Consider the following 26,493-nt stretch of genomic DNA (forward strand, 5'->3'; position numbering starts at 1 on the left):
CTCAGGATGAGCGAGCCGTCCGCGGTGACTCAAGAAATTTAATCAGCAAGCGACTGACCTCCTCGGGCCGCTCCTGCTGCACCCAATGCCCTGCATTCTCGATCAGATGTTTACCCTGCAGCCTGGGCGCAGTTCTTTTCATGGCATCAATGTCCTCGCCCGTTATTTTCAGCACGCCATCCAGGGCGCCGGCGATATACAGCAGCGGCTGGGTAATGCGCGCGCCATCCCAGAAGGGGGTCTGCGCCCAGTTCTGATCCATGTTGCGGTACCAGTTGATGCCGCCGCGAAAACCGGAGTGAGTGAAATGTTCAGTGAAGACGGATAGATCGTGCTCCGTGAGCCAGGCCGGCAGCTCATCCGGCGTGACCAGGTTGTCGACCAGTCGGGTGTTCTTGTCGAAAAACACCATATTGGTTTCTGGCCCGCTCGTACTCAGACGTGCCTCAGCCGATCCGTCATGCAGCACACCCAGGATGCTGCGGCGCACGTCCTCCTCCAGCTCCGCCTCTGCCCGACCGGGCGCTTGGAAATAGGCCTGGTAGAAGTGCGTTTTCTGGGAGGCCAGTTCGTAACGCACCGCCGGCCTGATTGGTTTGCGCTGCATGAAGGGTACGCTCAGCAGCCCTACCTGCGTGAACATGTCCGGACGGAGTAACGCAGCGGCCGAGGTAACAATGGATCCCATATCGTGACCGACGATGGCCGCCTGCTCTTCGCCGAGCGCGTTGACCAGCCCCACCACGTCGCCCACCAGATTGAAGATGCCGTAATCGCTTATTTCAGCGGGTGCTTCGGTATAGCCGTATCCCCGCTGGTCAGGCGCAATCACCCGATACCCCGCATCGGCCAGCGCTGTGATCTGGTGTCGCCAGGAATACCAGGATTCAGGCCAACCGTGCAGCAGGACAACCAAAGGCCCCTGCCCTTGCTCGACGTAATGCATGCGAATGCCGTTGGTGTGAACGTAAGCGTGCTTGATCGAAGCCAATGTATGATTCCTGAGTGTGATCATTAAGACGGTGCAGGTTTTGCCTGGGTTACGGCAGCTTGCCTCGACCGAGCTGTCGCAACTGTTCCACCCGTTGCCGCAACTGCGCTACGGCGTCGAGGATATGGCGCTGCAAGTCGATATTGCGTTCATCCTCAACCTTCAACATGGACGATGACATGTCGAGCGTTTGCAAGGGCGTAGACAGATCATGGGCCAGTCGACGCGCCGCTTGTGTATGAGCCTGTCGCCATTCGGTTGCCTGAGCGAGACATATCTCAAGCAGGTCGATTCGCAAGCGCTGGGCGGTTACGATGTCAGCTTCTGTCCAGCCTGGTTGCTTGGCGGACGCTGCGCCCTGCTTACGAAACCAGAATAGCCAGCCGCGCTCGCTGGGGCTGAAGCGCACAGCGAGCACGTTGCAATAGGTATCTTCCTCGCGCGCTGCACGGCCGTCCGCCTCACGCTGGATACCAACCTGGTCCTGATCCTCTGCGTCGTCCAGGTTTTCGGCCAGCTGTAGCGCGAGATAATCAAGCTCCCCGCCGGTGCTAGCGGCCTCTCCATTGCGCGTCACGGCTGCGGCTTCGCATGACACGAGCGAAGCGATATTCAGGTCAGAGGCGGTCAGGGCTGCCAGTAGGTTGTCGGCTTGCCTCAGCCTACGCACCATCTGCTTGTGTTGCTCAGAGGCGGTGCCGTGCGCCAGCACGCCATTCGCCAAGGTTACCTGAATCGCTTGTGCCATGAATCGTCCGCTGTGAGTCGTGAACAGGGTTAATGAGTGTAGTGCCAGATCGTCATACGAACGCTTCAGCCTGCCAACATGTGCGTCGGATTCGCAAGCGCCAAAGATTGGACCCGACGGCTGGTCAGGTTAGAGTGATCGGTCTTCATGTAGCGTAGCATTTCATGATTTTTTCAATGGAACGGCTCGGTACGGCGAGCATCTGTATTCTAAGCAATCAGCTCAGCATTCAAGCGCCAACGAGATCTCAATGGATACTACATCCGCGCGACCGGCGCCTTCGCAAGACGTATCGCAGGGGCCTATGACACAACGCAGTCATCTGAACTTTCCAGTCGTCGGCATTGGCGCGTCCGCTGGGGGGCTGCAGGCTGTATTGCGCTTTTTCGAGCACATGCCAGATGACAACGGCATGGCGTTTGTCATCATCATGCATCTCTCGCCGAACCATGAAAGCAACGCGGGAAAAATCATCCAGACCGTCACCAAGATGCCCGTCACACAAGTGAACGGGACGGTGCCGATCGAAAAGAATCATGTATACGTCATTCCCCCCGCACTGGATCTGACGATGCACGATGGCCATCTGCGCGTGAGCAAACCCAAGCCCAAGCGTGGCGGACAGATAGCCATCGATCTGTTTTTCCGGACCCTGGCTGATACGCACCGCGAACATGCCTTTTGCCTCGTATTGTCCGGAACGGGCAGTGACGGTGCGGTGGGCTTGTCGCGCATCAAAGAGCAAGGCGGCGTGACCCTGGCCCAACTACCGGAAGACGCGGAATACGACGATATGCCGCGCAGCGCCATCGCTACCGGCATGGTTGACCTGGTTTTACCGGTAGCGGAAATGCCACACAAGCTCATCGAGCTATGGCGTAACTCCCGCCAGATAAAGATGCCGGCCGACGTCAGCGTCGAGCCAAACGTACGCGCGCCCACCAGCGAAGAGGAAGCGATCGCTGCCGAACGGGCATTACGCGATATTCTCACGCTGCTGAACAGCCGCACCGGCCATAACTTCAAGCATTACAAGCGGGCGACTGTGCTGCGCCGCATAGAGCGTCGACTGCAGGTCAATGCGCAACCCGATTTGCAGTCGTATCTCGCGTTCTTGCATTCGAACCCGCAGGAAGCTGACGCGCTGTTGGCCGACATGCTGATTGGCGTGACCAATTATTTTCGAGATCGTGAGGCTTTTGAAGCGCTTGAACGGGACGTCATTCCAGAGCTCTTTCGTGCACCGGACATCGCAGCACGCAACAGAAACACCGAAATCCGGGTTTGGTCAGCAGGCTGTTCAACCGGGGAGGAAGCGTATTCACTGGCGATACTATTGGCCGACCAGGCACGCATCGAGCAGTGTTCGGCAAAGCTGCAGATATTCGCTACCGATATCGATGAGCAAGCCATCGCCATTGCCCGCGCGGGTATCTATCCGGAGTCCATCCTCACCGACATAGCGCCATCTCGGCTACGCGAGTACTTCGTCAAGCACGACAATCGCTACCACGTGAAGAAAGAGCTTCGCGAATCGGTGTTGTTCGCGCCTCACAGCCTGCTTCGTGATCCTCCATTCTCCCGGCTGGATCTTATCGTCTGCCGAAATCTGCTGATCTACCTCGATCGTGAAGTCCAGGAACACATCCTCAAGATGTTCCATTTTGCGCTCAAGCCTGGCGGTTATCTGTTTCTCGGCAGCTCCGAATCAGCGGACATGTGCTCCAGTTTGTTCACCCCCGTGGACAAGAAAAACCGGATCTTCCGTGCCCGGACTGACCAGGCGCCGAAACGCTCTATTTCTGCCCTACCCGTCAATATGGGTGTGGCTACCCGCTTACCTGGACCCTCCACCCAGGACAACCCGCTGCCGCGCAAACGCACCTATGCCGAGATTCATCAGCGAGTGCTCGAGCAATATGCTCCGCCCAGCGTAATTGTGAACGCTGATGCTGAAATCGTGCATATGTCCGACCATGCCGGCCACTTCCTGCGATACATAGGCGGCGAGCCGTCGCACAATCTGCTCACGTTAATCAGGCCTGAGCTTCGGGTGGAGTTGCGCACCGCCATTTTTCAGGCAGTGCAGTCGGGACATAGCGTTGAGGCCCGCCGGGTGCGCATGCAACGGGACAACCGGACGTTATATGTCAACATGACTGCGCGGCCCTTTTGCGACGAGGATTCGCGCAGCAACTACATCCTGGTGCTTTTCGACGAAGTCGAAGGCACCATGAGTCAGGAACCCAGCGAATCACACGAAATGAACAAGGATGGTGTGTTGATGCAGCTGGAAGCCGAGTTGCAACGCACCAAACTTGAGCTACAGCACACCATAGAACAATCGCGGGTCTCCACTGAGGAGCTCAAGGCTTCCAATGAAGAGCTACAGGCGATCAACGAAGAATTGCGTTCGGCGACCGAGGAGTTGGAGACCAGTAAAGAGGAGCTTCAGTCGATCAACGAGGAACTGGTGACTGTTAACCATGAGCTCAAGATCAAGGTTGAAGAAACCGATCAGGTCAATAATGACCTGCAGAACCTGATCACCTCTACCGACATTGCCACGGTGTTCGTCGATCGTGGGATGCGTATCAAGTGGTTCACGCCGCGCGCCAAGGATTTGTTCAGCATGTTGCCGGTGGATGCTGGTCGACCGCTGATGGATATCACGCACCGTATGGATTATCCGCAGCTGATCGAGGATGCCAGTCAGGTGTTCGAATCATTGCGACCGATAGAACGCGAAGTGCCCGCGCAGGATGGACGCTGTTACCTGGCCCGGCTGCTGCCTTACCGGACCAGCGAAGATCACATCGAAGGCGCAGTGTTGACCTTCATTGATATCACCGCGCGCCGTGCGGCAGAACAGGAGCTGCGCATGGGTGAAGAACGCATGCGCCTGGTGGCGGATAGCACCCAGGACTATGCGATCATCGTGCAGGACAGCGAGGGTGTAATTACCAGCTGGAATAAGGGTGCAGAACTGATCTTCGGCTACAGTCGGGCTGAAGCCATAGGCAGCCACAGTGATCGTTTGTTCGTGCCAGAGGATCGAGCCGCTGGCGTGCCACAGGACGAATTACGCCGGGCTCATGATTTCGGTCGTGCGGAAGATGAACGCTGGCACCAGCGCAAGGATGGATCGCAATTCTACTGCAGCGGAGTGGTTACCCGCCTGAACGGCGACAATTTCAAGGGATACGTTAAGATCGCCCGGGATCTGACTGAACGACAGAAACAGCAGGACGAGCAACAGCAGCAACTGGCTCAATCGCAGAATACGCTTCAGCTGAAGGACGAGTTCTTCGCAGTAATGTCCCACGAACTCAAACATCCATTGAATCTGATCCAGCTGAACGCGGAGTTGCTCGGACGCTTGCCAGTCACCCGCACCATGCCGGTGGTAGGCAAAGCGGTGAGAACCATTGCCGAAGCGGTGCGAAGCCAGGTGCGCATTATCGACGATCTGCTCGATGTGTCGCGCATTGCCACCGGCAAGCTGAACCTTCAGCGCGGCCCGGTGGATCTGGGCAGGATGCTCAGAGGCATCGCAGACGTAGTCAAGGCCGATACCGAGGAAAAACCTCTGGAACTGGAGATCAACGACAGTGAAGAGCCCCTGATACTCAATGCCGACCCGCTACGCGTGGAGCAAATTATCTGGAACCTGGTGAATAACGCGCTGAAATTTTCCAACGCGAATGAGGCCGTGCACGTCCGGGCGACTCGGGAGCAGGATCACGTGCGTCTCGACGTTATAGATAGCGGCCAGGGCATAGCGCCAGAATTTGTCGACAAGGTATTCGACCTCTTTGGCCAGGTTGAATCGCAGCATGCTCATCTACACAAGCAAGGGCTGGGCATCGGTTTGTCCCTGGTGCGCCAACTGGCTGAGGCCCACGAGGGCGCAGTGCAGGTGCGTTCCGAAGGGCTTGGCAAGGGCAGCCACTTCACTGTGTGGCTGCCCTTGTACACCGAAGACTCCATCGATTCGGTTACCAGGGAGGCATCCGGTTCCGATGGCCGGTTGAAGGGCATGCATGTATTGCTCGTGGACGATGCCCCTGAAGTGGTCGAGGTCATGGGGATGTTATTGAATGCCGAAGGCGCACAGGTAAGCAGTTTCACCGATGCTTCGCAGGCGTTGGCGGCGGCGACCAGGCACGCACATCACTTCGATCTGATCATGTCGGATATCGGTATGCCAGGCCTGGATGGACACCAACTGATCAAGGCCCTGCGGGCCATTCCAGGTTACGCCAAGGTGCCGGCCATCGCGCTGACCGGTTACGGTGGCAGTGAGGATGCGAAGAAAGCACTGGCCGCAGGATTCGACCGGCATATGGGCAAACCCGTTACCTATGATGGGTTGATGGACGCCATCGGCGAGATCAGGCTCGAGGGCTGACAGGAGGATGAACAATGCCAATGATTGAGACCTACACAAACCAGGCGCCATCGCGCTCTGAAGTCGATGCGTTGCAGGGTGCGACGCTCATCGAGTTTGGCACAAACTGGTGCGGCCATTGCAGTGCGGCGCAACGCCATCTTGCCTTGGCGTTTGATGATCATCCCGACCTGCGTCATCTCAAGATCGAAGATGGCCCGGGTCGCAAGCTGGGCCGCTCGTTCAAGGTCAAGCTATGGCCCACGCTGATATTCATGAAAGACGGTGAAGAGGTCGAACGGCTGGTGCGTCCCACTGATGTAGAACCCATCCGCCAGGCAATGAACAGGATTGATCCCTGATCGTCCATTACCCGGCGCTGGTGGCCAAGCCTGACTTTTAGCCAGGTATCAGCGCGGCGATCGGCGGATAGTTTTGACCAGGTCTTCCGGGGTAATGGATCCGACAATATTCTGCGCGCTGCCCAGTTGCGGCAGCTTGAAGATATTGTTTTTCATCTTGCCAATGACGTGCATCTCGCAGGGCTTGCAATCAAACTTCAGCGTCAGCACTTCATCATCATGTACCAGCTGCATGGGAGCCGCTTTGGTACGCACACCAGTGAAGCCTTTGGCCTGCTTCGGGCACAGATTAAAAGAAAAACGCAGGCAGTGTTTGGTGATCATCACCGGCACTTCGCCGGTTTCCTCATGGGCCTCGTAGGCCGCATCGATCAGCTTCACCCCGTAACGCTGGTAAAAAGCCCGCGCCTTGTGGTTATACACGTTGGCAAGGAAGGTCAGATGCGATTGCGGGTATACCGGCGGCGGCACGCTTACCGGCTTGCGGCTGCCATGCGGGAAGGCGGCAATGCGCGCTTCGCTCAGCTGCTCGATCAGTTGGCGGCGTAGGGTCTTCAGCTGCGAGTTGGGCACAAAGGGGACGAACCCTCCGGTTATATCTACCTGCTCAGCGTGGTATTGCGTGGTACCCAACTGACCGAGCAGATCCTGCAACTGCTCCAGCGCCCGCTCCGCTTGCTTGGCAGACTCGAAGGGCCCGTTCAATTCGCCGCTGACAGCGACGCCCTCTTCGCTGGTGGCGCTCACGGTGATGCGCTCAGCCGTCAATTCGACCTGCCAGCGCAGACCGATACGGCGTTCGGCTGATACCCGTTGCAGGGCCTGCTGCCAGTCGTGATCGAGGTTGCGACTGAGTGTTTGCGGCAGCCGGGCGCGGCGCAACTGTTCAGGCAGCTCGTTGGGTTCGATGCGGTACTGCCAGCGCGGCTGGCCGTCTTCTTCAAACTGTTGAAGCTGCTCGGCAACGTTGGCGCGGAACCCCACCACCTCGCGCTTGACCATCACATTGAGCCCGTCACCATTGGAGAGCGGTGCATGGGTAACCGCCAGCAGATCATGCTTGCGTACCTGCTGCAGCTCGCCGACGACCAGACCAGTGAAGGTCGGCGAATCAAAGGCGCCGATATCGATCTTGCGGTCGGTGACGAAGTAATCCGTGCTGCCGCGGTGAAAGGTCTTGTCCGGATCGGGCACAAAGAAATGATCGGTTCGCCCGCTCGAGGCGCGCGCCAGATCCGGCCGTTGTTCGAGCAATGCATCGAGCTGTTGCCGATACCAGGCGGTGATATTCTTCACATAGCCCAGATCCTTGTAGCGCCCTTCGATCTTGAACGAGCGAATCCCCGCGTCGACCAGCGCTTCCAGGTTAGCGGACTGATTATTGTCCTTCATCGACAGCAGGTGTTTTTCGTAGGCAATAACGCCGCCGCTTTCATCCTTGAGGGTGTACGGCAAGCGGCAGGCCTGGGAGCAATCACCGCGGTTGGCGCTACGTCCGTTCTGCGCATGGGAAATATTGCACTGGCCGGAAAATGCCACGCACAACGCGCCATGAATGAAGAACTCCAGCGTGGAATCGACCTGCTCATGGATCGCCTTGATCTCCTGCAGATTGAGCTCGCGGGCCAGCACCAACTGCGAAAAGCCGGCCTTATCCAGGAACGCTGCCTTATCCAGACTACGGATATCGCACTGAGTACTGGCGTGAATCTCGATTGGCGGGAGGTCCATTTCCATGACGCCCATATCCTGCACGATCAACGCATCCACACCCGCCTCGTACAGCTGATGAATCAGCAGGCGCGCAGCCTCCAGCTCATCGTCATGCAGGATGGTGTTAAGCGTGACAAAGATGCGCACGTGGAACAACTTGGCAAAACGCACCAGCTCGGCGATGTCAGCCAGGCTGTTTTCAGCATTGTGCCGCGCGCCGAAGCTCGGGCCGCCGATATACACCGCGTCAGCACCATGCAAAATAGCCTCACGGGCAATGGCGACATCCCGGGCGGGGCTGAGAAGTTCGAGGTGGTGCTTGGGAAGGGACATGGAGGCAACCACGCTACGGGAAAGCCGCCAATTGTAGCCGGGTTGATCGCCTGCTGCACGGCCAGGCGATCATTGGAGATGACCATGGTGGGGTTACCGCCATGGTTAGTTTATTAGCTGGGGCAAGCTGGCAAGCCATCGCGTGATGTGATGTTCAGCTCGGACGGAAACTCACGGGTAAAGGTGCATCCGTAGTTGGGGTCTGCCAGCTCCGCTGGATCCAGTACCTCATCACCAGCGGGTTTCGGTCCATCATTCACCCATATCAGCCAATCATTCATTGCCTCCATCATCTCTCCCGGCGAGAAGTCACAATGCCCGGGTGCGCGAATGGCTCGTTGAACCAGCATGTTTGCGTTGCCATTCTCCTCGGCACCCTCACGGTAAAGCTGCTGATGACGGAAAGGAACGTAGAAGTCGCCCAAGGTATGCATGGTCAGGACAGGGACGTCAAAGTCACCCTTCACCAGAGGAATCCAGCGCACGCCATCATTACGCAGCGGGTTGGCATCTGGATCGGCACTGACTCGGGCTATACGTTCGTTAAACTCGACTTCCTCAGCGTCCGGCTGCGGACCGGTAGTCCAGCGGTAGACCTGTTCCTCATTGCCGTAGCCATTTTTGGCAAGGATGCCATTAATATCGCCTCCGGAGCCGCCCGTACCAAGCACTGCTCCCTGCCACGTGCTCACGCGAAAGCCATTCTCGAAAATGGGACGTGGGCCGCCCGTCAAGTTGCGAGCGATGTCTTTGAGTCGTTGGCCAGCCTCATTCCGCGGTACCCATGTGGGCCCGTTGGCGTCGATCTCGAACAGCGTCCCGATCATTTGTGGCAGCAGGTCTTGAAACTCGGAATACTCTCTGTCACCAAACCCACTGAGCTCCATCATGGCCCTGGGGTAATCACCCAGCCACTGGAACTGGTTTTGCTCGGCCTGACAGAAAGGCGCAGCGCCTGCATAAGGAACTTTATGCAGGGTGCGTTCCATGTTCTCTCGATCCACTGCCGCCGCCGCCGTGTGCCCCCCTAGCGAGACGCCGGAGATCAGATACTGTTTGGGGGCTTCCAACTGGTCACCGTGGTCGTACTGGACGTAATCCATTACATTCAGCGCCAGCTTGTTGGTATCTTCAATACCCGCCCGAACATCGTAGTAGTTGGCGGAATAAGATGAAGAAGCCCAGGCATATCCGTGCTGGAGCACGATCATGCGCCAGGGCAAGGGCGGCTCCACTGTAGTTACTGCTTCTCCCTCGCCACCGTAGCCCCGCGTCCACATGACAATACCGCGACCATCCCAGTTTTTCGGGATCTCCAGCGCATAAGCGGCTTCGCCCTGGAGGCCGTCGTACTTGCCAAAATAGATTTTTTCAGCGAGAGACAGAGCATCAAACGACTTCTCAACCGCTTCGAAAGAGCGCTCATCGTGCTCCCGTGTCACTTCTGGTGTTCCCGGGGCTTCGGGTTCATCGGAACTCCCACCCCCACTGCTCAGACAACCGCTCAATACTATCGCCGACAATGCCATGGGCACGGCAGCCGAATACCAATGATGTGTACGCAAGTTAGACCTCCACTGTCTTCTATTCTTTTAATTGTTATCCGTGGGCATCTGAGCCCAGCGCACGTCAGAGAATAGCCAAGTGGCTATCAGAATGCTTTCATATCACCGCGAGTGATATTACTACCCACGCTGAAGCGAATATCGCGCCCTGCGGGCAATAATTGAATGTTCTCGTCCATTGCGGTTGTGCCGACTGACTCACAGCCTTCCCCGTCTCGATCCACGACAATATGCGGCATCGAAGGGTAACGAATGCTCAGCTGCGTTACCTCTGCAAAGGACTTGCACAAGGAATCACCGATGTTCTCACCCGCCAACACGCCTCACTTCGCCCTGCGCATTCAAGGCGACCACCACGACTTCAAAGTGTTGGCTTTTAATGGCCAGGAAAGCCTGTCAAAACCCTACCGTTTTGAGGTTGAGCTGGTCAGCGAACAACCTGACCTGAATATCGAAGATTTGCTGCATGTGCCGGCGTTTCTGAATTTCGCCGGGGAGAACCAAGGCGTTCACGGCCTGATTCACAGCATTGCCCAAGGCGAAGCCGGCAAACGCCTGACCCGCTACCACCTGACGCTTGTGCCGCATCTCGCCTATCTGCAACACGTCACTAACCAGCGCATCTTCCAGCATCAGTCCGTGCCACAGATCATCACCAGCGTGCTGCACGCGCACGGTATCCATGCCGATGCGTTTCGCTTTCAGTTGCTCAAGGACGCTCCGGAGCGCAGCTACTGCACGCAATATGATGAAACCGATCTGCAGTTTATTCAGCGGCTTTGTGAAGAAGAAGGTATTCACTATCACTTCCAGCATGGTCCAGACCGGCACGTGGTGGTGTTTGGTGACAATCAGACCGTTTTCCCTACACTCGCGCCGACAGGTTTCGATCAGGGCAACGGCATGGTGGCCGACGAGCCGGTAATCAAGCGCTTCGCCCTGCGCCTGGAAACCCGGCCCAGCCGCGTCACCCGCCGCGACTACGACTTCGAGAAACCCCGCCTGTCGATGCAAAGCCATGCTCGAAGCGAGACGCTGCCCGATCTGGAGGACTATGACTACCCGGGGCGTTTTACTGATCGTCAGCGCGGCAACGATCTAGCGACGATCAATCTGGAACGTCACCGTAGCGACTACCGCCTGGCCAGCGGCGAGAGCGATCAACCCCTGCTGGTGAGCGGGCACTTTCTCGCGCTGAACGGGCATTCGCGGCAGGATTGGAATGATTTATGGCTGTTGACCGAGATTCACCACGAAGGCAAACAGCCGCAGGTGCTGGAAGAATCCATCATCAGCGACGTCCACCCGCAAGACGGCTTCACGCAGGGCTACCGCAACCATTTCACGGCGACGCCCTGGGACGTTCCATACCGCCCACCGCTTGCACACACCAAGCCGCGCATCCGAGGTAGCCAGAGTGCGGTCGTCACGGGGCCGCAGGGCGAAGAAATACACTGCGATCAGTACGGCCGCATCAAGGTGCAGTTTCACTGGGACCGCCTCGGCCAGGCCAATGACAAAACCAGCTGCTGGCTCAGGGTGGCAAGCAGCTGGGCTGGCGATCGCTACGGCGGCGTTGCCATTCCCCGGGTTGGTATGGAGGTGTTGGTCAGTTTCCTTGAAGGCGATCCGGATCAGCCGCTGGTTACCGGTTGCCTGTACCACAAGGAACATCAGGTTCCCTACGACCTGCCCGCCCATAAAACCCGCACGGTATTCAAGACCCTGAGCAGCCCCGGCGGTGACGGCTTCAATGAGCTACGCATCGAGGATAAAAAGGATCAAGAGCAGGTCTTCATCCATGCCCAGCGCGACTGGGATCAGAATATTCAGCACGATCAAAAAATCCGCGTCGGCAACGAACGCCACGACCGCATCGAAGCCAACTGCTATACCGAACTGCTCGCAGAGCAACACCACACGACCCACAGCGACCGCAAAACCGAACTCAAGGCTGACGACCACCTTACCGTAGGCAACGATCAGCACATCAAACTGGGCACAGCTCAGCTGACCCAGTCCGGTCGAGAGATACATCTCAAAGCCGGACAAAAAATATTCATAGAAGCCGGCGCGGAGCTGACCCTGCAGGCCGGAGGAAGCTTTCTAACCATCACCCCCTCCGGGGTGAGCCTGAACGGGCCAGGCATCCGATTGAATGCGGGCGGTCATGCTGGAAGCGGTTCGGGAGCGAATGTGCTGCGGCCTGCCCTACCCACGCAGGCAGATGCCGACTGAGCAGCCGGCACCTCCGCCGCAGCGCCTGCTTGTTTCCAACCAATTGTTTCCAACCAACAGTAGGCACCGCGCGAAGCATTAGCCAAACCTTACAGGTTCCGCTGGAATCGGACTGGAGGTTGATTTGAGTCAACCTCAGTTCACCCACCTACAGGCAATCTGGAAGGGTCAGTATTCCCGCGGTTGCGCAAGCCGACGATCCGCCTCCGCATCAGGCCCAGGTCAACATTCGAACGCTCCCCCCTGGCCAAGAATCGACATTGATATAAGCATATATCTAATTAACATATATAATGTTTTGGCAACCACGAACCGATCTAAATCAGCCCACCGTGACCTAAGAAACGGTCGCTGACTCGAACCATGGCAACTAGCTTGCTAAACGGAGCGCGCACTTATGAAAAAATGGCCGATGATTATCATTGCCGTCGGATTTATCGGGATGGCACTGGCGTTTACTCTTGGTCAGATATTGCCTCATCTGCGCGCCAGCACCAGCGGCATGGAAGTGGATATCACAGATCCTGAGCTGATCGAAGAAGGCGAATATATCGCGCGTACAGCTGACTGCGTCGCTTGTCACACAACGCTGAACGGCGAGGAGTATGCCGGTGGCCTGCCGATGCTCACACCGCTTGGGGCGGTCTATTCGACCAACATCACCCCCGATAACGATACCGGCATCGGGACCTATTCTTTTGACGATTTCAACAATGCCGTAAAGCACGGTGTGCGTCAGGATCAAAGCGCGCTCTACCCTGCCATGCCCTATCCCTCGTACCAGATCATGCCGGACGAGGACGTAGCGGCCATGTATGCGTATTTCATGTCCGGTGTGGCGGCGGTCAGTCTGCCCAACAGGGATAGCGAGCTCCCGCCGGTGTTCAACTGGCGCTGGCCGCTCGCGTACTGGCAGGCGCTGTTCGCCCCCAAGCGTGAGTTCGTCGCCGAAGCTGACGACCCTATTCTGGCGCGTGGTCAGTATCTGGTGGAAGGCCCCGGCCACTGCGGTTCTTGTCATACCGAACGCGGCTTAGGCTTTCAAGAAGTGGCCCTGAGCAACCTGGATTCTGATCACTACCTGAGTGGCGCGGTGATTGATGGCTGGCGGGCCAAGAGTCTGCGCGGCGAGCATCGCGGTCTTGGGACATGGCATACCGATGAGCTGGTGGAGTTTTTAAAGACCGGCCGGACCGATGTCACCGCTGCCTTTGGAGCAATGGCGGAGGTGGTTGAGGACAGTACGCAATATATGACTGACAGCGATCTTCACGCCATGTCGGCTTATCTGAAGACATTAAGCCCTGCACCTGGCAAAGAAGTCACCTTGCCCCCCAAAGAAGACATCACTACCCAGAAACTGCTCGATGGTGCCTATGATTCGCGCGGTGCGATCCTCTACGCCGAGTACTGTCAGGTATGCCACCGCGCAGACGGCAAAGGCGTTCCGCGTATTTTCCCGGCTCTCGACGGAAACAGCGCGGTCTACTCGCATAACGCCGATTCCGTACTTCAGATCACCCTGAGTGGCGGCCGAATGCCTGATACCCCCCATGATCGCATGGCTTTTACCATGCCTGAGTTCATCAATCTGAGCGACGCTGATATTGCAGAAGTAGTTAACTATGTCCGCAACAGCTGGACAAATCAGGCATCAGAAATAGGTGTGGACGATGTGGTGCAAATGCGGGATTTCCTTAACAAGAAACCAAAAACGGCCACAGATCTGCCACCGGACCTGAGCGTTACTGCTGCGGCAGAAGGAGCAAACCCGTGAATAACCTACCGCTAACCCTGCCCGTTGTGACCAGCAAGTCGGTTCGCTACAAGAACCTGGCTCTGATCGTCGCAGCAGCATGCGTCATCGGCATCAGCGGCTGCTCAAAGCCAGAACCTGTCGATCAGAACGCGGCACAATTCGATTTGGTAACCGCTGATGACGCAAACGAAGGCATTGGCACCTATGTATTACCGCAGGACACTGCCATTCTGGATGAGCCCAACGCGGACGAGATCTTCTACGGGAAGCGGCTGTTAAATGAAACCAAACGCCTGCTGCCGGACCATGTTGGCGCAAGCATGAACTGCAATAGCTGTCATATCTCCCAGGGTAAAGTCCCGCTTGGAGACCCCTATATCAACAGCTACAACACCTATCCGCGGGTCATGCCACGAGCAGAGAAAGAGATTGATCTGGAGGCACGGATAAACGGGTGTTTCCAGCGTTCAATGAACGGTAAACCGCTGGACCGGGAATCGCCTGAGATGCTGGCAATGATTGCCTACATGAAATGGCTTTCCCAAAATACGCCCAGAAATCAAAAGGTTGATATAGCCAATGCGGGCCAGGTGGATACCTCCTTGGTTCCGGACCCTGTGCGCGGAGAGCAGATCTACGAGGCTCAGTGTGCTGCCTGCCATGGTGACAACGGCGAGGGCCTCAAGGACAGTCGTGGCGATATCGTATTTCCACCGCTATGGGGTGACGAGTCCTTCAATATCGGGGCTGGTATGGCTCGTACCTATAAGGCGGCCGCCTTTGTAAAGTACAACATGCCAATGGGCATCCAGGTCAAAGGATTATGGGGTCACGGTAACGTCTTGAGTGATCAGGACGCCGTCGACGTAGCGCAATTCTTTACGCACAAGCCGCGCCCTGACTTCGCCGGCAAGGTTAACGATTGGCCCTCCGGAAACAAACCGAAGGATGCCCGTTACTAGCCTGCTACCTGGCTGGATTCAGTGATAAACCGAAACGCCTCGCTGACTTGATAATCAGCGAGGCGTTTCTGCGTTCGGGGGCTCGATTCACTCCTACCAGCGCCCAGGTCCATAGGAGAACACTGGCAGCGCCAATGACCAGCGTATGGCGCTCAGCCGCAATGCCAGGCCCACACTGAAGGATGCCAGCAGATTGATGTCTTCATTCACGCCCAGACGTATAAGACCAAGGTGCAGAAGCGCCACAAGCAGCGAAACACTGGCATACAGCTCCTTACGCAGGACCATTGGCGTGCGATTGCATAGCAGATCACGCAGGATGCCGCCGAATATGCCGGTAGTGATGCCGGCCATGATCACCACGGGGGTGGAATAGCCGAGCTTTAGCGCTACGTCGCAGCCGATAACGGTGAAGGCGATCAGACCCATGGCATCCAGCACCAGAAACAGTGAATGCAGATGGTGCATGATCCGGGCAATGACCATGGTCAGCAGCCCTGCGGAAATAGTCAGGTAGATGTACATCGGGTGCTGGGTCCAGGTAACGGGGTAGTTACCCAGCAGCATGTCGCGGACGGTGCCGCCGCCCAAAGCGGTAATGAAGGCGATGAAGGCAACGCCAAACATGTCCATATTGCGACGCCCTGCGGCGAGGGCACCGGACATGGCTTCGGCGGTAATAGCGATCAGATAGACGTAGATAAGCACACAGTACTCCTGCAGCTGTGTCGCCTCTCCCCCTGTCCTTTGTACCTGAGAGTTACGCAGTCATGGACTGCTTGCCCCTTCGGTGGGTTGTCTGAACAACCTCTCTCCAGCTGGCATTACGGAGAAGTTCTAAGGTGTCTCCGGTAAAATTCGCAGTACGTCTGCCTGAGCGATTATGGGAGTTTGCGTCTTCGGCGGAGGCTCGAAGCCTCTCTCTCCTGCGAGCCGGCGATTATACAGAAAGTCGCGCTCAATCATACGCTTGGAAAAATAGGGTCGTGCGGGGCTTTCGGTCATCAGCACCATTTGCAGATAATGCTGTCATTTCCATAGAAGATCATCAAACAGGACAGGCAATGAATTTAACGTCCAGCATAAGCAATCAGCGACTGGCGAAGGCCCTTGAGATCCAGGCCATTGGCGTCATCTATTTGGATATGACGGGCCGGCTGGTGGACGCTAACGATGCCTTTCTCGCTGCCACTCAATATAGCCGCGCTGAGCTGGAGTCCGGTGAACTCAGTTGGCAGAGGCTCACCCCTGCCGAATGGGTTGCAGCGTCAGAGCATGCCCTGGCTGAACTCAGAACCTATGGGGAGACCACGCCCTACGAAAAAGAATATATCCGACGGGATGGCTCTCGCTGGTGGGCACTGTTCGCCGCCAAGATGCTCGACGATGACATTGCCTTCGAGTTCACGATCGATATTACCGACCGCAAACTGGCCGAACAGGCGCTGGAGCGCAGCGAACAACGCCTGCGCTCACTGATCAACACCATCCCGCAGCTGGTCTGGCGCGCAGCACATACCAATAACTGGGTGTGGGCCAGCGACCAATGGACAGTTCACACCGGTCTGTCCACGAAACAAAGCAAGGGCAAAGGCTGGATGGCTGCAGTTCATCCGCAAGACCACGCGCGCGTAAGGGCCGGTTGGCAAAACAGCTCAAGCGCACAACCCGCCGAGTTCGAATGCCGGATCCGCAGCGCCGAAACCGGCGCGTACCGCTGGTTCCAGGCGTGCGCCACACCGGTACACTCGGCCACCGGAGAGCTGCTGGAATGGGTTGGCACGCTTACCGATATCGACGACCAGGTGTGTGCTCGCGAAGCGCTCACCCAGAGCCGCGATCAACTGGAAGCGCGAGTGGCGCAACGTACTGCAGAACTTCAAGCAGCTCTGGATAAACTGTCCATCGAGGCGAGAGAGCGCAAACAGGCCGAAGAAAAGCTCGTTCAAAGCGAAAAACTCAAGGCGATAGGACAGCTCACCGGTGGCATCGCCCACGATTTCAACAACCTGCTGGCGGGGATCAGCGCCAGCCTGGAGGTCATGCAGCAACGCATGGAGTCGGGCCAGACCGAGAACCTGCAGCGTTACAGCAACATGGCACTAACTTCTGTCAATCGAGCCGCCGCGCTCACCCACCGGTTACTGGCCTTCTCCCGCCAACAATCGCTGGCACCCAAATCGATCTCGCCCCAACAGGTCGTTTCAGAGCTGGAAGACCTTATCCGGCGAACGGTGGGCCCGAACATCCGGGTCAATTGCCACTTTGCAGCACGCGGCTCGGTTGTTTGTGATCCCCAGCAGCTGGAGAATGCCATTCTCAATCTGGCTATCAACGCCCGCGATGCAATGCCGGACGGCGGTGCCCTGACGATCGAAACACGTCAGTTCACACTCGATCAGCCGCATGCCGATGAGCTGTCGTTGAAAGCAGGCGAGTACATTTGCATCGCCGTGACCGATACCGGTGTGGGGATGGATGGCAGCGTGGTTGCCCGCGCGTTTGACCCCTTTTACACCACCAAGAACATTGGCGACGGAACGGGGCTGGGGCTGTCCATGGTGTATGGCTTCACGCAGCAGTCCGGCGGCTCTACCCTACTTCAAAGCGAACCAGGGCTAGGCACAACGGTCAGCATGTTTTTCCCTTGCGACAATCATCGACCACGTGAAACCCGAAAACAGACTCATCATGAACTGCCAAAAGCCAATGGCGAGAGCATTCTGGTGGTGGACGATGAAATGCTGGTGCGTGTGCTGATCAGCGAGGGATTACGTGAGCTGGGGTATCGAGTAAGCGAAGCCGAAGACAGCGAATCGGCCTGTCGGGTACTTGAGCAGGAAGAGCCTATAGACCTGCTGATCACGGATATTGGACTGCCGGGCGCGAGCAACGGCAGAGCTCTGGCTGAAACGTTCCGTGCCCAGCGGCCGGACCTCAAAGTGCTGTTTATTACTGGCTTTGCTGCAGACCCGCAGCTGGAGCAAGCAGCCAGCATGCGCGGCACCGCCTTGATGACCAAACCCTTTCCGATGAGCGAGTTGGGCGGACGCGTGAGAAGTCTGATTTCCGAAATCGACTGAATCCGTGGCCGAGCCGCTGAGGCGCCGGAAAACGACTGGGCTGCATGATCCCGGACTTTTGTGGTGTGTAGGGGGCCGGCACAGGCTCCCCATCGCTCTCAGCAGAGCAAAACAGCATCAAATAACCATCACTCTACTCGCCAGGATTTGATTCAGGTTGCCAAACAGCCAGCCTAAACATCTATTTATTAAGTTAATATAAAAGCACGCTTGCCAAACATTTAACAAAACTCTAAAACATCGCCCCAATGGGTGATATTAGCAAATTTACGAAATATGAATATGATCCATCTCTAACTTTACAATACGACGCACCAAACTCAGACCGAAAACAAAACCCCGACCTAATATGTCTCAAATAATACTCTTACCCCATAAGGGTGGACTTTTCCTCTGAGCATTGACGGTGCGTAAATACAACGTTACAACCTTGACTCCGGCCCGCGGTAGTTCGATGTCCTGGCCATCATGGAATAGCACTCAGTTTAATAATCGAGCAACTTATCGGAGTTATAATGAACAACAAAAATATGCCGAAAACGGCACTTTCTTTTCTCGCCGCAGGCGCCCTATTCCTGTCGGCTGCTGCCATGGCAGCAAACCCAGTCCCACCTCCCACTGATCCCGGCAACCCTGATAGCAGTTATCAGCGCGGCCCAGATCCAAGCGTTTCCATGCTCGAAGCTCGAAACGGGCCGTTCTCGGTGAGGACTGAAAATGTGTCGAGCTTCACCAGCGGCTTCGGTGGCGGCACCATTCATTACCCTACCAACACCACGGGCACTATGGCGGCCATCGTCGTTATCCCCGGGTTTGTTTCGGCTGAGTCGTCCATCGAATGGTGGGGACCCAAACTGGCTTCCCATGGTTTCGTGGTTATGACCATTGATACCAATTCAGGATTCGACCAACCGCCGAGCCGGGCTCGTCAGATCAACGCAGCTCTTGATTATCTGATTGATCAGAACAACGCCCGCGGCAGCGCCGTGTCAGGCATGATCGATACTGAGCGTCTGGGCGTAGTCGGCTGGTCCATGGGTGGTGGTGGCAGTCTGCGCGTCGCCAAGGAAGGTCGTCTTGATGCGGTCATCCCCCTGGCGCCCTGGGACACTACCAACTTCCGTACCGTGAACACGCCGGCGCTGATATTTGCCTGCGAGTCGGACATCATCGCACCAGTGCGCAGCCATGCATCGCCGTTCTACAACCAGATACCGGCTAGTACGCCCAAGGCTTTTGTTGAAATCAGCCGAGGCTCTCACTACTGCGCCAACGGGGGCGGGTCGAATAACGATGTTCTCAGCCGGCTCGGTGTTTCCTGGATGAAGGTGCACCTGGATAAGGATCAGCGCTACCAGCAGTTTATCTGCGGACCACGACACGAATCGGATCGCAGCATCTCCGAGTACCGAGGCAACTGCAGCTAAATCGCAGCTTGTTGAAGCAAAAACCCTGCGGCTGTTATGGCCTCAGGGTTTTTTATTGAACAGCCTGCGATCCAGCCGCCGCTGACTACCTACGCAACCGCTCCCCCGCGCGCATCAATGCCGCTTCGGTTTTACTCCAGCCCAGACAGCCGTCGGTAATGGAAACGCCGTATTCGAGGCGGGACGAGAGCGGCTGACACCCTTCGAACAGGTGACCTTCGAGCATCACACCACGCAGTGCCTGTTCACCGGCCAGACGCTGCTCGACAACGGAATCGAGCACTGCGGGCTGGCGGAGAGGATCCTTACCGCTGTTGGCATGACTGCAGTCGACTATCAGGCGGGCATCAATGCCCTGACGCGCTAAAGCGACACGCGCGGCAGCTATCGCCTCAGGATGGTAATTGGGGCCGGCATGACCGCCCCGCAGCACCAGATGGGTATCGGGATTGCCGTGGGTCTGAATCAATGCTGGCTGTCCCTGATCGTTGATTCCGAAATGCTGGTGCGCGTGCTCAGCCGACCGCATGGCGTCGCAGGCAATACCCAGACTGCCGTCCGTGCCGTTCTTGAAGCCCACCGGCAGATCGAGGCCGCTGACCATCTCTCGGTGTATCTGCGATTCGCTGGTGCGCGCTCCAATGGCAGCCCAACCGAGCAGATCATCGAAGTAGCCGGCGGCCATTGGCTGAAGCAGTTCAGTGGCAATCGGCAAGCCCGATTCCGCGATTGCGAGCATCAGCCGCCGTGACAGCGCCAGCCCTTCGGCCATGTCACCAGTGCCGTCCAGCCGCGGATCGTACAGCAGCCCTTTCCAACCGATGGTGGTTCGTGGCTTTTCGACATAGGCGCGCATGACCAACAGTAGCTGGTCACCAACCTGAGCAGTCAGCTCAGCCAGACGCTGGGCATATTCAATGGCGGCATCAGGGTCATGCAGTGAGCAAGGGCCGACCACAACCAGCAGGCGAGGATCTTCACCGTTCAGCACACTGCGGATGTCGCGGCGATGCTGCCGGATTGAATCGGCTAGCTCGGGGCTAAGCGGCAGGCGGCCACGCAACTGAGCGGGCGTGGGAAGCGGCTCGGCGCTACGGCGCTGCAGGCTTGGGGTGATCGCGGTCGCTGTGGTCAGGTCACTGGATGTCAGGGCTGAAACATTGGCGTTCATGAATGCTTTCCTTTGTCGGGCGGTCAAACCGCCGGCTCTATCTTGGTGTTCGTTCAAGGCATCGTGCGGGTGCGCGCAGAGCGCTGCTAAATCGCCAGTTACGGTAGGAAAACAGAACGTCGTTGCAGTAGTTGTACATGGTCATATCCTCGTAGCGCAGTCTAGAAACGAAAAAACCCCGGTCGGGTTGCCGACCGGGGTTTATGAATTCTCTGGTGGCGACCCGTTAATTCTGGCCGCCTGTGGGTATCAGGCGCGCCAGTGGCTAAACCAATACCCGAAATAGAAATACTTGCCAGCGGAAACCGAACGCCCAGCCACCAACGCAGCGCACAGGGCACTTGCGGGGGTAATCAGACTTTCGAGCAGCAGTGGCATGGGTATCTCCATTGATTTGATAAGACTTTAGCGGATCAAGCGGGAGAGACGCAACAGCCGCACGGCAATTCACGCTAATTCGGGCCTCAAACAGACGTACTTGAGCGTTTGCCTTGACATAGACGAAGTGCAGAACTAGTACCAATATTGGACATACGTCCGGATCGTCTCACAATAAGAATATTGGAGCCCCCCACATGATTCGAACAAGAATTGCTTCACCTCATGGCGGGACGCAGTCTGTCCGCATGTCACTTCCGCTGTTGGCTGGCCTGGCGTTGGGTCTGTGCTGGTCGACCAGCCTGTTTGCGGCGCCAGCTATCGACGGCCCTATACCGGGCTCGCCCCCTGGTGACCCGCTGGCAGCGGAGCTGGAAAACACCTACCCGTTCTTCGCCACTCAGGACGCGCTGGCCCGCCGGGGTTATGTCGAAGAAGAATTCTATCTATCCGGAACCGCAACCGGTTACAGCGTCTCAGGCGAACAACTCGCCGACGATGTGCCCTACCGTACGCGCATTCTCATTCGGCGCCCGACGTCGCCGCGCAAGTTCAACGGCACGGTTGTCATGGAATGGCAGAACGTAACGGCTGGCTATGATCTCGACGCACTCTGGCACGGAGAGCAGCTCATGCGTGCCGGCTTCGCCTGGGTCGGCGTATCCGCCCAGCGCGTGGGGGTTGATCACCTGCGCGAATGGAGCCCGACCCGCTATGGAGAACTGGATGTAACGGGCGGCGGGGTCTACAACACAGATGAACTGTCCTATGACATCTTCGCTCAGGCAGCTGAAGCAGTACGTCAGCCAGCGGGCATCGACCCCATGGGTGGCCTGGATGTCGAGAAAGTACTGGCAGTGGGCGGCTCACAATCGGCTGGTCGGATGACGGTTTACTACGACAACATCCTTCCCCAGGTCGATAACCCGGTGTTTGATGGATACAACTTCGTTGTGGGGCCCGCGCCATCACGCGTCGGCACCGAGCCCGTCTTCCACGTATTGTCCGAGACGGACGTGAGAACGCCTGAAGGACGACGGCCCGACAGTGATGTGTATCGCCGCTGGGAAGTGGCCGGGGCTGCACATTCCGGATACCAGGGCCAGGTCTACCGGGCACCCTTGTCCGAACGCGACCTGCCGGATGGTGCCCCGGAATACGAATGTGTGGCTGAACCCTTCAGCCGGATCCCCCTGCATCATGTAGTGGTCGCGGCACATGACCATCTGGTCGACTGGATCGACGGGGACGCGCCCCCCACCGCCCCCTATCTGGAATTCGAGGGCACCACCAAGGTGCGCAACGAGCTCGGCCTGGCCCAGGGCGGCATCCAGTTATCGCAAATTGCCGTACCGACCGCGATCAATACCGGCGATAACGCAGGGCAGACGTTCTGCTTCCTGTTCGGCAGTTATGAGCCACTCGGTGAAGCGCAGCTCAGAGAACTTTATCGAAACCACGGTCGTTACGTGGCCAAGGTGACCAAAGCCGCGGGCAGCAACGTCTCGGACGGCTATATCCTGCCGGCGGATGGCTTGCTGACCATCAGGGAAGCAGCCAAGTCCGACGTTGCCAAAGGACGCCGGGGGAAATAACAGGCATGTCTGCGGGGCACGGAGGCCCTGCTCTTCTCCACCTCACTTACCCCAGCACCAGCAGCGCCACACCAAACGCATACAGCACGACAATTCCAAGGCTCTCCACGCCCACCCGCCCTGGCCCCTGCTCCTGACGCCTGATCAAGCCCATCATCAATACGGCGGACATGACGATGGTGAGTGAAATCCAGAAATATATCTGGTCGGACATCACGTGGTAGATAGAGCCGTCGCGGTAGGCGATATCGGACGCCGCCGTAAACAATGTATCGAATGCGTTACCGCCGACAATCCCGCCAACGGCCAAGGTCAAAGCCCCCCTGCGTACCGCCGCAATGGAGGTAACCAGTTCAGGGATCGAGGTACTCACGGCGGTGAGTAACACGCCTACTGTGGTCTGACCCAGGCCAGTGAGCCGAGCGATATTGGCCGCAGCAGGCTCCAGCAACCAGCCAGCGACGCCCAGGCCTGCCATCAGCACAAAGAAACTGACCCACAGCTTGGCAAGCGAGGGCGCTGCCGGATCATCATCCGGCGTGTCTTCACGCGTCTCATCGGTCATCTGAGGATGCCACATCGGATCAGTACGGGCTTTACGGACCAGATTGATACCGTAGACGTACAACGCCAATAACGTCGGGGTAACTGGATGGATACTCCAGAGGGTGACATCAGGCAAGTTGGGGGATAACAGCAGCAGGCCAAGCAAGGTGATGAGCAGTGCGTTCTGGAGCATATTCGGTGCCGAGGCCGCAGCATGCTCCAGATTGGCCCGGGTATAGGCCATGTCTGCCACAACCAGAAACAGCGTCTGCACAGCGATGCCACCCAGAGCATTGGCCAGAGCCAGCTCAGGGTGACCATTCCAGGCGGCCGTGACAGACAGCACCGCACCTGACAGTGAGGTCGCCGCGCCGAGCAACACCGCACCAACCACTGCCTCGCCCAAGCCTGTTCGATCAGCCAACTGGTCTACCACCCGCGTGATCCGGGTTCCCAGCACGGTGATAACGCCCGCGCACAGACAGAACACCAGAATACTTTCGGTCAGGGTCCAGGTTATGGGACTGAAGATATCCACACTATCTCCTTTCACGAACCGGCAAAGGGTCTTCCCAACGCGCCAGGGTCTGCAACCAGAAGCGTGCTAGCCAATTGAACGGGGTGCGCGGTTTGGCAGTCTACCGGCTGTGCACCCGGGTGCCGCAGCGTCGTGTTCTGGCGACTGGCCCCGGTACATTCGACGTTATTTACATCGACCGGCCCGAGCCCGCCTGACACAGGGGCGGTCAGAATCGAGGCCATGCCCAAGGAGACACGCTTTATGCCTACTCTCAAGACGCTGATCACCGCTTCTCTGCTCGTTAGTTTTAGCCTGGCAGGACCCGCCATGGCGGCCCAGGAAGGCAGCGATGACAAGACAGGTCAGAGCGCGACCAGCAATCAATCCAGCAATCAGCAAAGCGGCATGGATAGCAACCGCAGCCCCGAGCCTGGTGAAGAAATGGATGGCGCGACCCACACCAGTCCGTATAAGAAGACCTATCCTGCTGAAGACCCCGTGAGCAGTGGCGAGGCGAATGAAACCGATACTCAGGACGATGAGGCTAACTGACCCTGGCATCGCGGCAGTTCCTTATGCCGCAGAACGAGCAAAGGGCCCATTGGCCCTTTGCTCGTTGCGCTTCAAGGCCTCTGGACTCGAATAACCAGTCGAAGCCAACTCTCCCGTTCTCCCGTGCCTAGAGTCCTGGGGTCGATTTCGGGTGGGTTTCATGCCCCATGGGGGTGGCGTCCGGCATGGACGTCGCAGGATCCTGGAAATCGGGGCTATGTACTTCCGAATCCATAGGCATGTGGCTATACCGCTCTTTGGATTGGTGCGTGCCGGATTGCCGCTCGGTGAGCTGGCGCTTCATCTCGCATTGGCCGGTCACACCGCGCATCAGCGCCATACCACCAATCGCCAGTTCCAGCACGCTGCCCAGACCGCCGGTGCGCAGGCCGCGTTTGAGTAACATCAGGCCACCCGCCACTGACGCGGCACGCTCCCAGCCCTGGACGTTCTGCGGTGCGTTCGGGTCATACAGTTTGTTCATCATCTAACTGATCTCCTGGTAAGGCACATCGTTAATAGATGACCCTGATAGCGAGCAAGCGTTCCAGCTGCTGGACAAATACCTTCCCCCTGGCTCGCTGCGGATCGCTTAACTGACCACCCGATAACAGGGTTCGTACGGCGCGCCGCCTGGCAGTTTCATTCGATGCTGCTCGACAAAGGATTCCAGAAGTTTGTCTAGCGGCTCCATGATTGCGGCTTCGCCGCGAATTTCGTACGGACCATGTTCTTCTATCCGGCGGATGCCCCGAGCCTTGACGTTACCCGCCACAATGCCCGAGAACGCCCGACGCAGATTGGCTGCCAGCTCGTGCCCAGGGAGATCACGGCTCAGCTCAAGACCTGCCATGTTCTGATGGGTCGGATCAAAGGGCCGCTGAAAAGTCTCTTCTATCTTCAACAACCAGTTGAAATGGAAGGCATCGTTGCGCTCACGGCGAAAATCGGTGACGGCCTTCAACCCTTTGGTCATCTCCCGTGCCACCTGGGCAGGGTCGTTGATGATCACCTGATAACGTTTTTGCGCGGCCTCGCCCAGGGTGGCGCCAATAAAGGCGTGGACCTGATGCAGATAGGGCTCGGCACTGGCGGGCCCGGTAAGGATCACCGGAAAGGGTACGTCTTCATTAGCGGGATGCAGCAATATCCCCAGCAGATAGAGAAACTCTTCTGCCGTGCCGACGCCACCGGGGAAAATGATAATGCCATGACCGACGCGTACAAAGGCTTCCAGGCGCTTCTCGATATCGGGAAGAATCACCAGCTCGTTGACGATAGGATTGGGCGCTTCGGCGGCGATGATTCCCGGCTCGGTGAGACCCAGATAGCGGCCATGGCGGATGCGTTGTTTGGCGTGGGCAATGGTGGCGCCTTTCATCGGCCCCTTCATGACCCCCGGACCACAACCAGTACAGATGTCGTGGTTACGCAGCCCCAGCTCATGTCCGACCTTCTTGGTGTACTTGTACTCGTCACTGCTGATCGAGTGGCCGCCCCAACACACCACCATGTTCGGCTCCAGGCCCGGACGCAGCGTGCGAGCATTGCGCAGCAAATGGAAAACGTAATCGGTAATGCCCTGTGAATCGGTCAGGTCAATACGTGGGCTGCCGAGTTCGCTCTCGGTATAGACGATATCGCGCAGCGCACTGAAGAGCATCTCCTTGGTACTGGCGATCATCTCGCCATCGACGAAGGCGTCCGCCGGTGCGTTGATCAGCTCAAGGCGCACGCCCCGGTCCTGCTGGCGGATTTTCACTTCGAAATCTTCGTAGGCCTCGAGGATCGTCTTGGCGTTATCGATCAGGGCCCCGGTATTTAGAATCGCCAGCGCACACTGGCGAAACAGCCGATAGGTTTTGCCCGAGCCGGCCTCGCTAAGTTGCTGGACTTCAAGCTGGGACAGTGTTTCCAGGCTGCCCCGCGGATTTACTGAAACGTTGACTACTTGTCTTTGCATTCTGAATTCCGGCCAGGTGTGATATTGCCCAATCTTACTCCAGCCTCGTCCAGCCGTCGCATAAGCGACATATCAATACCGGGACGGGTTTTGCGAAACGGCCATCCTGCGCCGGACAAGACGAGCGTCGATCGAGCTGGGAGCACCTACGACAATCGGCTGGGCGAATAGTTTGCCTGCCCGGCGTCGGATCATTG

The 26,493-nt window shown here is 57.5% G+C and carries 19 protein-coding genes and 2 riboswitches; of the genes, 9 read left to right on the forward strand and 10 right to left on the reverse strand.

What is annotated here, in order from left to right:
* Position 1: 1 nt before the first annotated feature.
* Both FHK95_RS04230 and FHK95_RS04235 read right to left on the reverse strand, forming a co-directional pair.
* On the reverse strand, positions 2-991 hold the full coding sequence (locus FHK95_RS04230; RefSeq protein WP_235906709.1) for an alpha/beta fold hydrolase: 990 nt from the start codon (positions 989-991) through the stop codon (positions 2-4).
* A gap of 49 nt (positions 992-1,040) precedes the next feature.
* Complete coding sequence (locus FHK95_RS04235) at positions 1,041-1,739, reverse strand: phytochrome family protein (protein WP_150303373.1); 699 nt, start codon at positions 1,737-1,739, stop codon at positions 1,041-1,043.
* Positions 1,740-2,043: 304 nt separating this feature from the next.
* Here FHK95_RS04235 and FHK95_RS04240 point away from each other — a divergent pair, with 304 nt between their 5' ends.
* On the forward strand, positions 2,044-6,150 hold the full coding sequence (locus tag FHK95_RS04240) for a CheR family methyltransferase (protein WP_235906710.1): 4,107 nt from the start codon (positions 2,044-2,046) through the stop codon (positions 6,148-6,150).
* A gap of 14 nt (positions 6,151-6,164) precedes the next feature.
* Positions 6,165-6,491, forward strand: a complete 327-nt coding sequence (locus FHK95_RS04245; RefSeq protein ID WP_150303375.1) for a thioredoxin family protein — start codon at positions 6,165-6,167, stop codon at positions 6,489-6,491.
* 48 nt (positions 6,492-6,539) lie between these two features.
* Here the strand turns inward: FHK95_RS04245 and FHK95_RS04250 are convergent, their stop codons facing one another.
* Together FHK95_RS04250 and FHK95_RS04255 are read right to left on the reverse strand one after the other, a co-directional pair.
* On the reverse strand, positions 6,540-8,537 hold the full coding sequence (locus tag FHK95_RS04250) for a DUF3656 domain-containing U32 family peptidase (protein ID WP_150303376.1): 1,998 nt from the start codon (positions 8,535-8,537) through the stop codon (positions 6,540-6,542).
* 113 nt (positions 8,538-8,650) lie between these two features.
* Complete coding sequence (locus tag FHK95_RS04255) at positions 8,651-10,102, reverse strand: alpha/beta hydrolase (protein ID WP_206668532.1); 1,452 nt, start codon at positions 10,100-10,102, stop codon at positions 8,651-8,653.
* 300 nt (positions 10,103-10,402) lie between these two features.
* On the opposite strand from FHK95_RS04255, the gene tssI reads away from it, so the two are divergent.
* The 3 genes from tssI to FHK95_RS04270 all read left to right on the forward strand — a co-directional run bounded on the left by tssI (position 10,403) and on the right by FHK95_RS04270 (position 15,061).
* Positions 10,403-12,340, forward strand: a complete 1,938-nt coding sequence (gene tssI, locus FHK95_RS04260; RefSeq protein ID WP_150303377.1) for a type VI secretion system Vgr family protein — start codon at positions 10,403-10,405, stop codon at positions 12,338-12,340.
* Positions 12,341-12,737: 397 nt separating this feature from the next.
* Entirely contained in the window at positions 12,738-14,117 is a 1,380-nt protein-coding gene (locus tag FHK95_RS04265; protein WP_150303378.1) for a cytochrome c, read from the forward strand.
* Positions 14,114-15,061, forward strand: coding sequence for a c-type cytochrome (locus tag FHK95_RS04270; protein WP_235906711.1), 948 nt, complete (start codon positions 14,114-14,116; stop codon positions 15,059-15,061). Before FHK95_RS04265 ends, FHK95_RS04270 begins: the two co-directional genes overlap by 4 nt.
* A gap of 93 nt (positions 15,062-15,154) precedes the next feature.
* On the opposite strand, the gene FHK95_RS04275 is transcribed toward FHK95_RS04270, so the two are convergent.
* Entirely contained in the window at positions 15,155-15,769 is a 615-nt protein-coding gene (locus FHK95_RS04275) for a trimeric intracellular cation channel family protein (protein WP_150303379.1), read from the reverse strand.
* A 22-nt stretch (positions 15,770-15,791) separates the two neighbouring features.
* A riboswitch (glycine riboswitch) is annotated at positions 15,792-15,889 on the reverse strand.
* Positions 15,890-15,912: 23 nt separating this feature from the next.
* Positions 15,913-16,000: riboswitch (glycine riboswitch) on the reverse strand.
* Between the two features lie 125 nt (positions 16,001-16,125).
* On the opposite strand from FHK95_RS04275, the gene FHK95_RS04280 reads away from it, so the two are divergent.
* Entirely contained in the window at positions 16,126-18,144 is a 2,019-nt protein-coding gene (locus FHK95_RS04280) for a PAS domain S-box protein (protein ID WP_150303380.1), read from the forward strand.
* A 590-nt stretch (positions 18,145-18,734) separates the two neighbouring features.
* Positions 18,735-19,571: an alpha/beta hydrolase family protein gene (locus FHK95_RS04285; RefSeq protein WP_456239136.1), complete on the forward strand. Its 837-nt coding sequence runs from the start codon at positions 18,735-18,737 to the stop codon at positions 19,569-19,571.
* An 85-nt stretch (positions 19,572-19,656) separates the two neighbouring features.
* On the opposite strand, the gene FHK95_RS04290 is transcribed toward FHK95_RS04285, so the two are convergent.
* A complete protein-coding gene (locus FHK95_RS04290; RefSeq protein WP_150303382.1) occupies positions 19,657-20,742 on the reverse strand; it encodes a 3-deoxy-7-phosphoheptulonate synthase in 1,086 nt (361 codons plus the stop codon).
* 249 nt (positions 20,743-20,991) lie between these two features.
* Complete coding sequence (locus FHK95_RS20200) at positions 20,992-21,120, reverse strand: DUF3568 domain-containing protein (RefSeq protein WP_235906712.1); 129 nt, start codon at positions 21,118-21,120, stop codon at positions 20,992-20,994.
* Positions 21,121-21,368: 248 nt separating this feature from the next.
* Between FHK95_RS20200 and FHK95_RS04295 the strand changes: the two genes are divergently transcribed.
* Complete coding sequence (locus tag FHK95_RS04295; protein ID WP_206668534.1) at positions 21,369-22,715, forward strand: alpha/beta hydrolase domain-containing protein; 1,347 nt, start codon at positions 21,369-21,371, stop codon at positions 22,713-22,715.
* Between the two features lie 46 nt (positions 22,716-22,761).
* Here the strand turns inward: FHK95_RS04295 and FHK95_RS04300 are convergent, their stop codons facing one another.
* Positions 22,762-23,799, reverse strand: coding sequence for a sodium:calcium antiporter (locus tag FHK95_RS04300; protein WP_150303383.1), 1,038 nt, complete (start codon positions 23,797-23,799; stop codon positions 22,762-22,764).
* Between the two features lie 243 nt (positions 23,800-24,042).
* Here FHK95_RS04300 and FHK95_RS04305 point away from each other — a divergent pair, with 243 nt between their 5' ends.
* Positions 24,043-24,333: a hypothetical protein gene (locus FHK95_RS04305; RefSeq protein WP_150303384.1), complete on the forward strand. Its 291-nt coding sequence runs from the start codon at positions 24,043-24,045 to the stop codon at positions 24,331-24,333.
* Between the two features lie 127 nt (positions 24,334-24,460).
* On the opposite strand, the gene FHK95_RS04310 is transcribed toward FHK95_RS04305, so the two are convergent.
* The gene (locus tag FHK95_RS04310; protein ID WP_150303385.1) at positions 24,461-24,820 is read right to left on the reverse strand and encodes a YgaP family membrane protein; all 360 of its coding nucleotides are present in this window, start codon (positions 24,818-24,820) and stop codon (positions 24,461-24,463) included.
* 105 nt (positions 24,821-24,925) lie between these two features.
* Entirely contained in the window at positions 24,926-26,296 is a 1,371-nt protein-coding gene (ppnN, locus tag FHK95_RS04315; RefSeq protein ID WP_150303386.1) for a nucleotide 5'-monophosphate nucleosidase PpnN, read from the reverse strand.
* Between the last annotated feature and the right edge of the window lie 197 nt (positions 26,297-26,493).

It is taken from the genome of Pseudomonas saliphila, from assembly GCF_008638345.1.
Taxonomy (GTDB): Bacteria; Pseudomonadota; Gammaproteobacteria; order Pseudomonadales; family Pseudomonadaceae; genus Halopseudomonas; species Halopseudomonas saliphila.

Bases quoted from the DNA above. Each gene is read 5' to 3' on its own strand.
- FHK95_RS20200 (WP_235906712.1), bottom strand. From the start codon at position 21,120: ATGCCACTGCTGCTCGAAAGTCTGATTACCCCCGCAAGTGCCCTGTGC.
- FHK95_RS04265 (WP_150303378.1), top strand. From the start codon at position 12,738: ATGAAAAAATGGCCGATGATTATCATTGCCGTCGGATTTATCGGGATG.
- FHK95_RS04240 (WP_235906710.1), top strand. From the start codon at position 2,044: ATGACACAACGCAGTCATCTGAACTTTCCAGTCGTCGGCATTGGCGCG.
- tssI (WP_150303377.1), top strand. From the start codon at position 10,403: ATGTTCTCACCCGCCAACACGCCTCACTTCGCCCTGCGCATTCAAGGC.
- FHK95_RS04285 (WP_456239136.1), top strand. From the start codon at position 18,735: ATGGCAGCAAACCCAGTCCCACCTCCCACTGATCCCGGCAACCCTGAT.
- FHK95_RS04295 (WP_206668534.1), top strand. From the start codon at position 21,369: ATGTCACTTCCGCTGTTGGCTGGCCTGGCGTTGGGTCTGTGCTGGTCG.
- FHK95_RS04290 (WP_150303382.1), bottom strand. From the start codon at position 20,742: ATGAACGCCAATGTTTCAGCCCTGACATCCAGTGACCTGACCACAGCG.
- FHK95_RS04245 (WP_150303375.1), top strand. From the start codon at position 6,165: ATGCCAATGATTGAGACCTACACAAACCAGGCGCCATCGCGCTCTGAA.
- ppnN (WP_150303386.1), bottom strand. From the start codon at position 26,296: ATGCAAAGACAAGTAGTCAACGTTTCAGTAAATCCGCGGGGCAGCCTG.
- FHK95_RS04250 (WP_150303376.1), bottom strand. From the start codon at position 8,537: ATGTCCCTTCCCAAGCACCACCTCGAACTTCTCAGCCCCGCCCGGGAT.
- FHK95_RS04305 (WP_150303384.1), top strand. From the start codon at position 24,043: ATGCCTACTCTCAAGACGCTGATCACCGCTTCTCTGCTCGTTAGTTTT.
- FHK95_RS04235 (WP_150303373.1), bottom strand. From the start codon at position 1,739: ATGGCACAAGCGATTCAGGTAACCTTGGCGAATGGCGTGCTGGCGCAC.
- FHK95_RS04310 (WP_150303385.1), bottom strand. From the start codon at position 24,820: ATGATGAACAAACTGTATGACCCGAACGCACCGCAGAACGTCCAGGGC.
- FHK95_RS04280 (WP_150303380.1), top strand. From the start codon at position 16,126: ATGAATTTAACGTCCAGCATAAGCAATCAGCGACTGGCGAAGGCCCTT.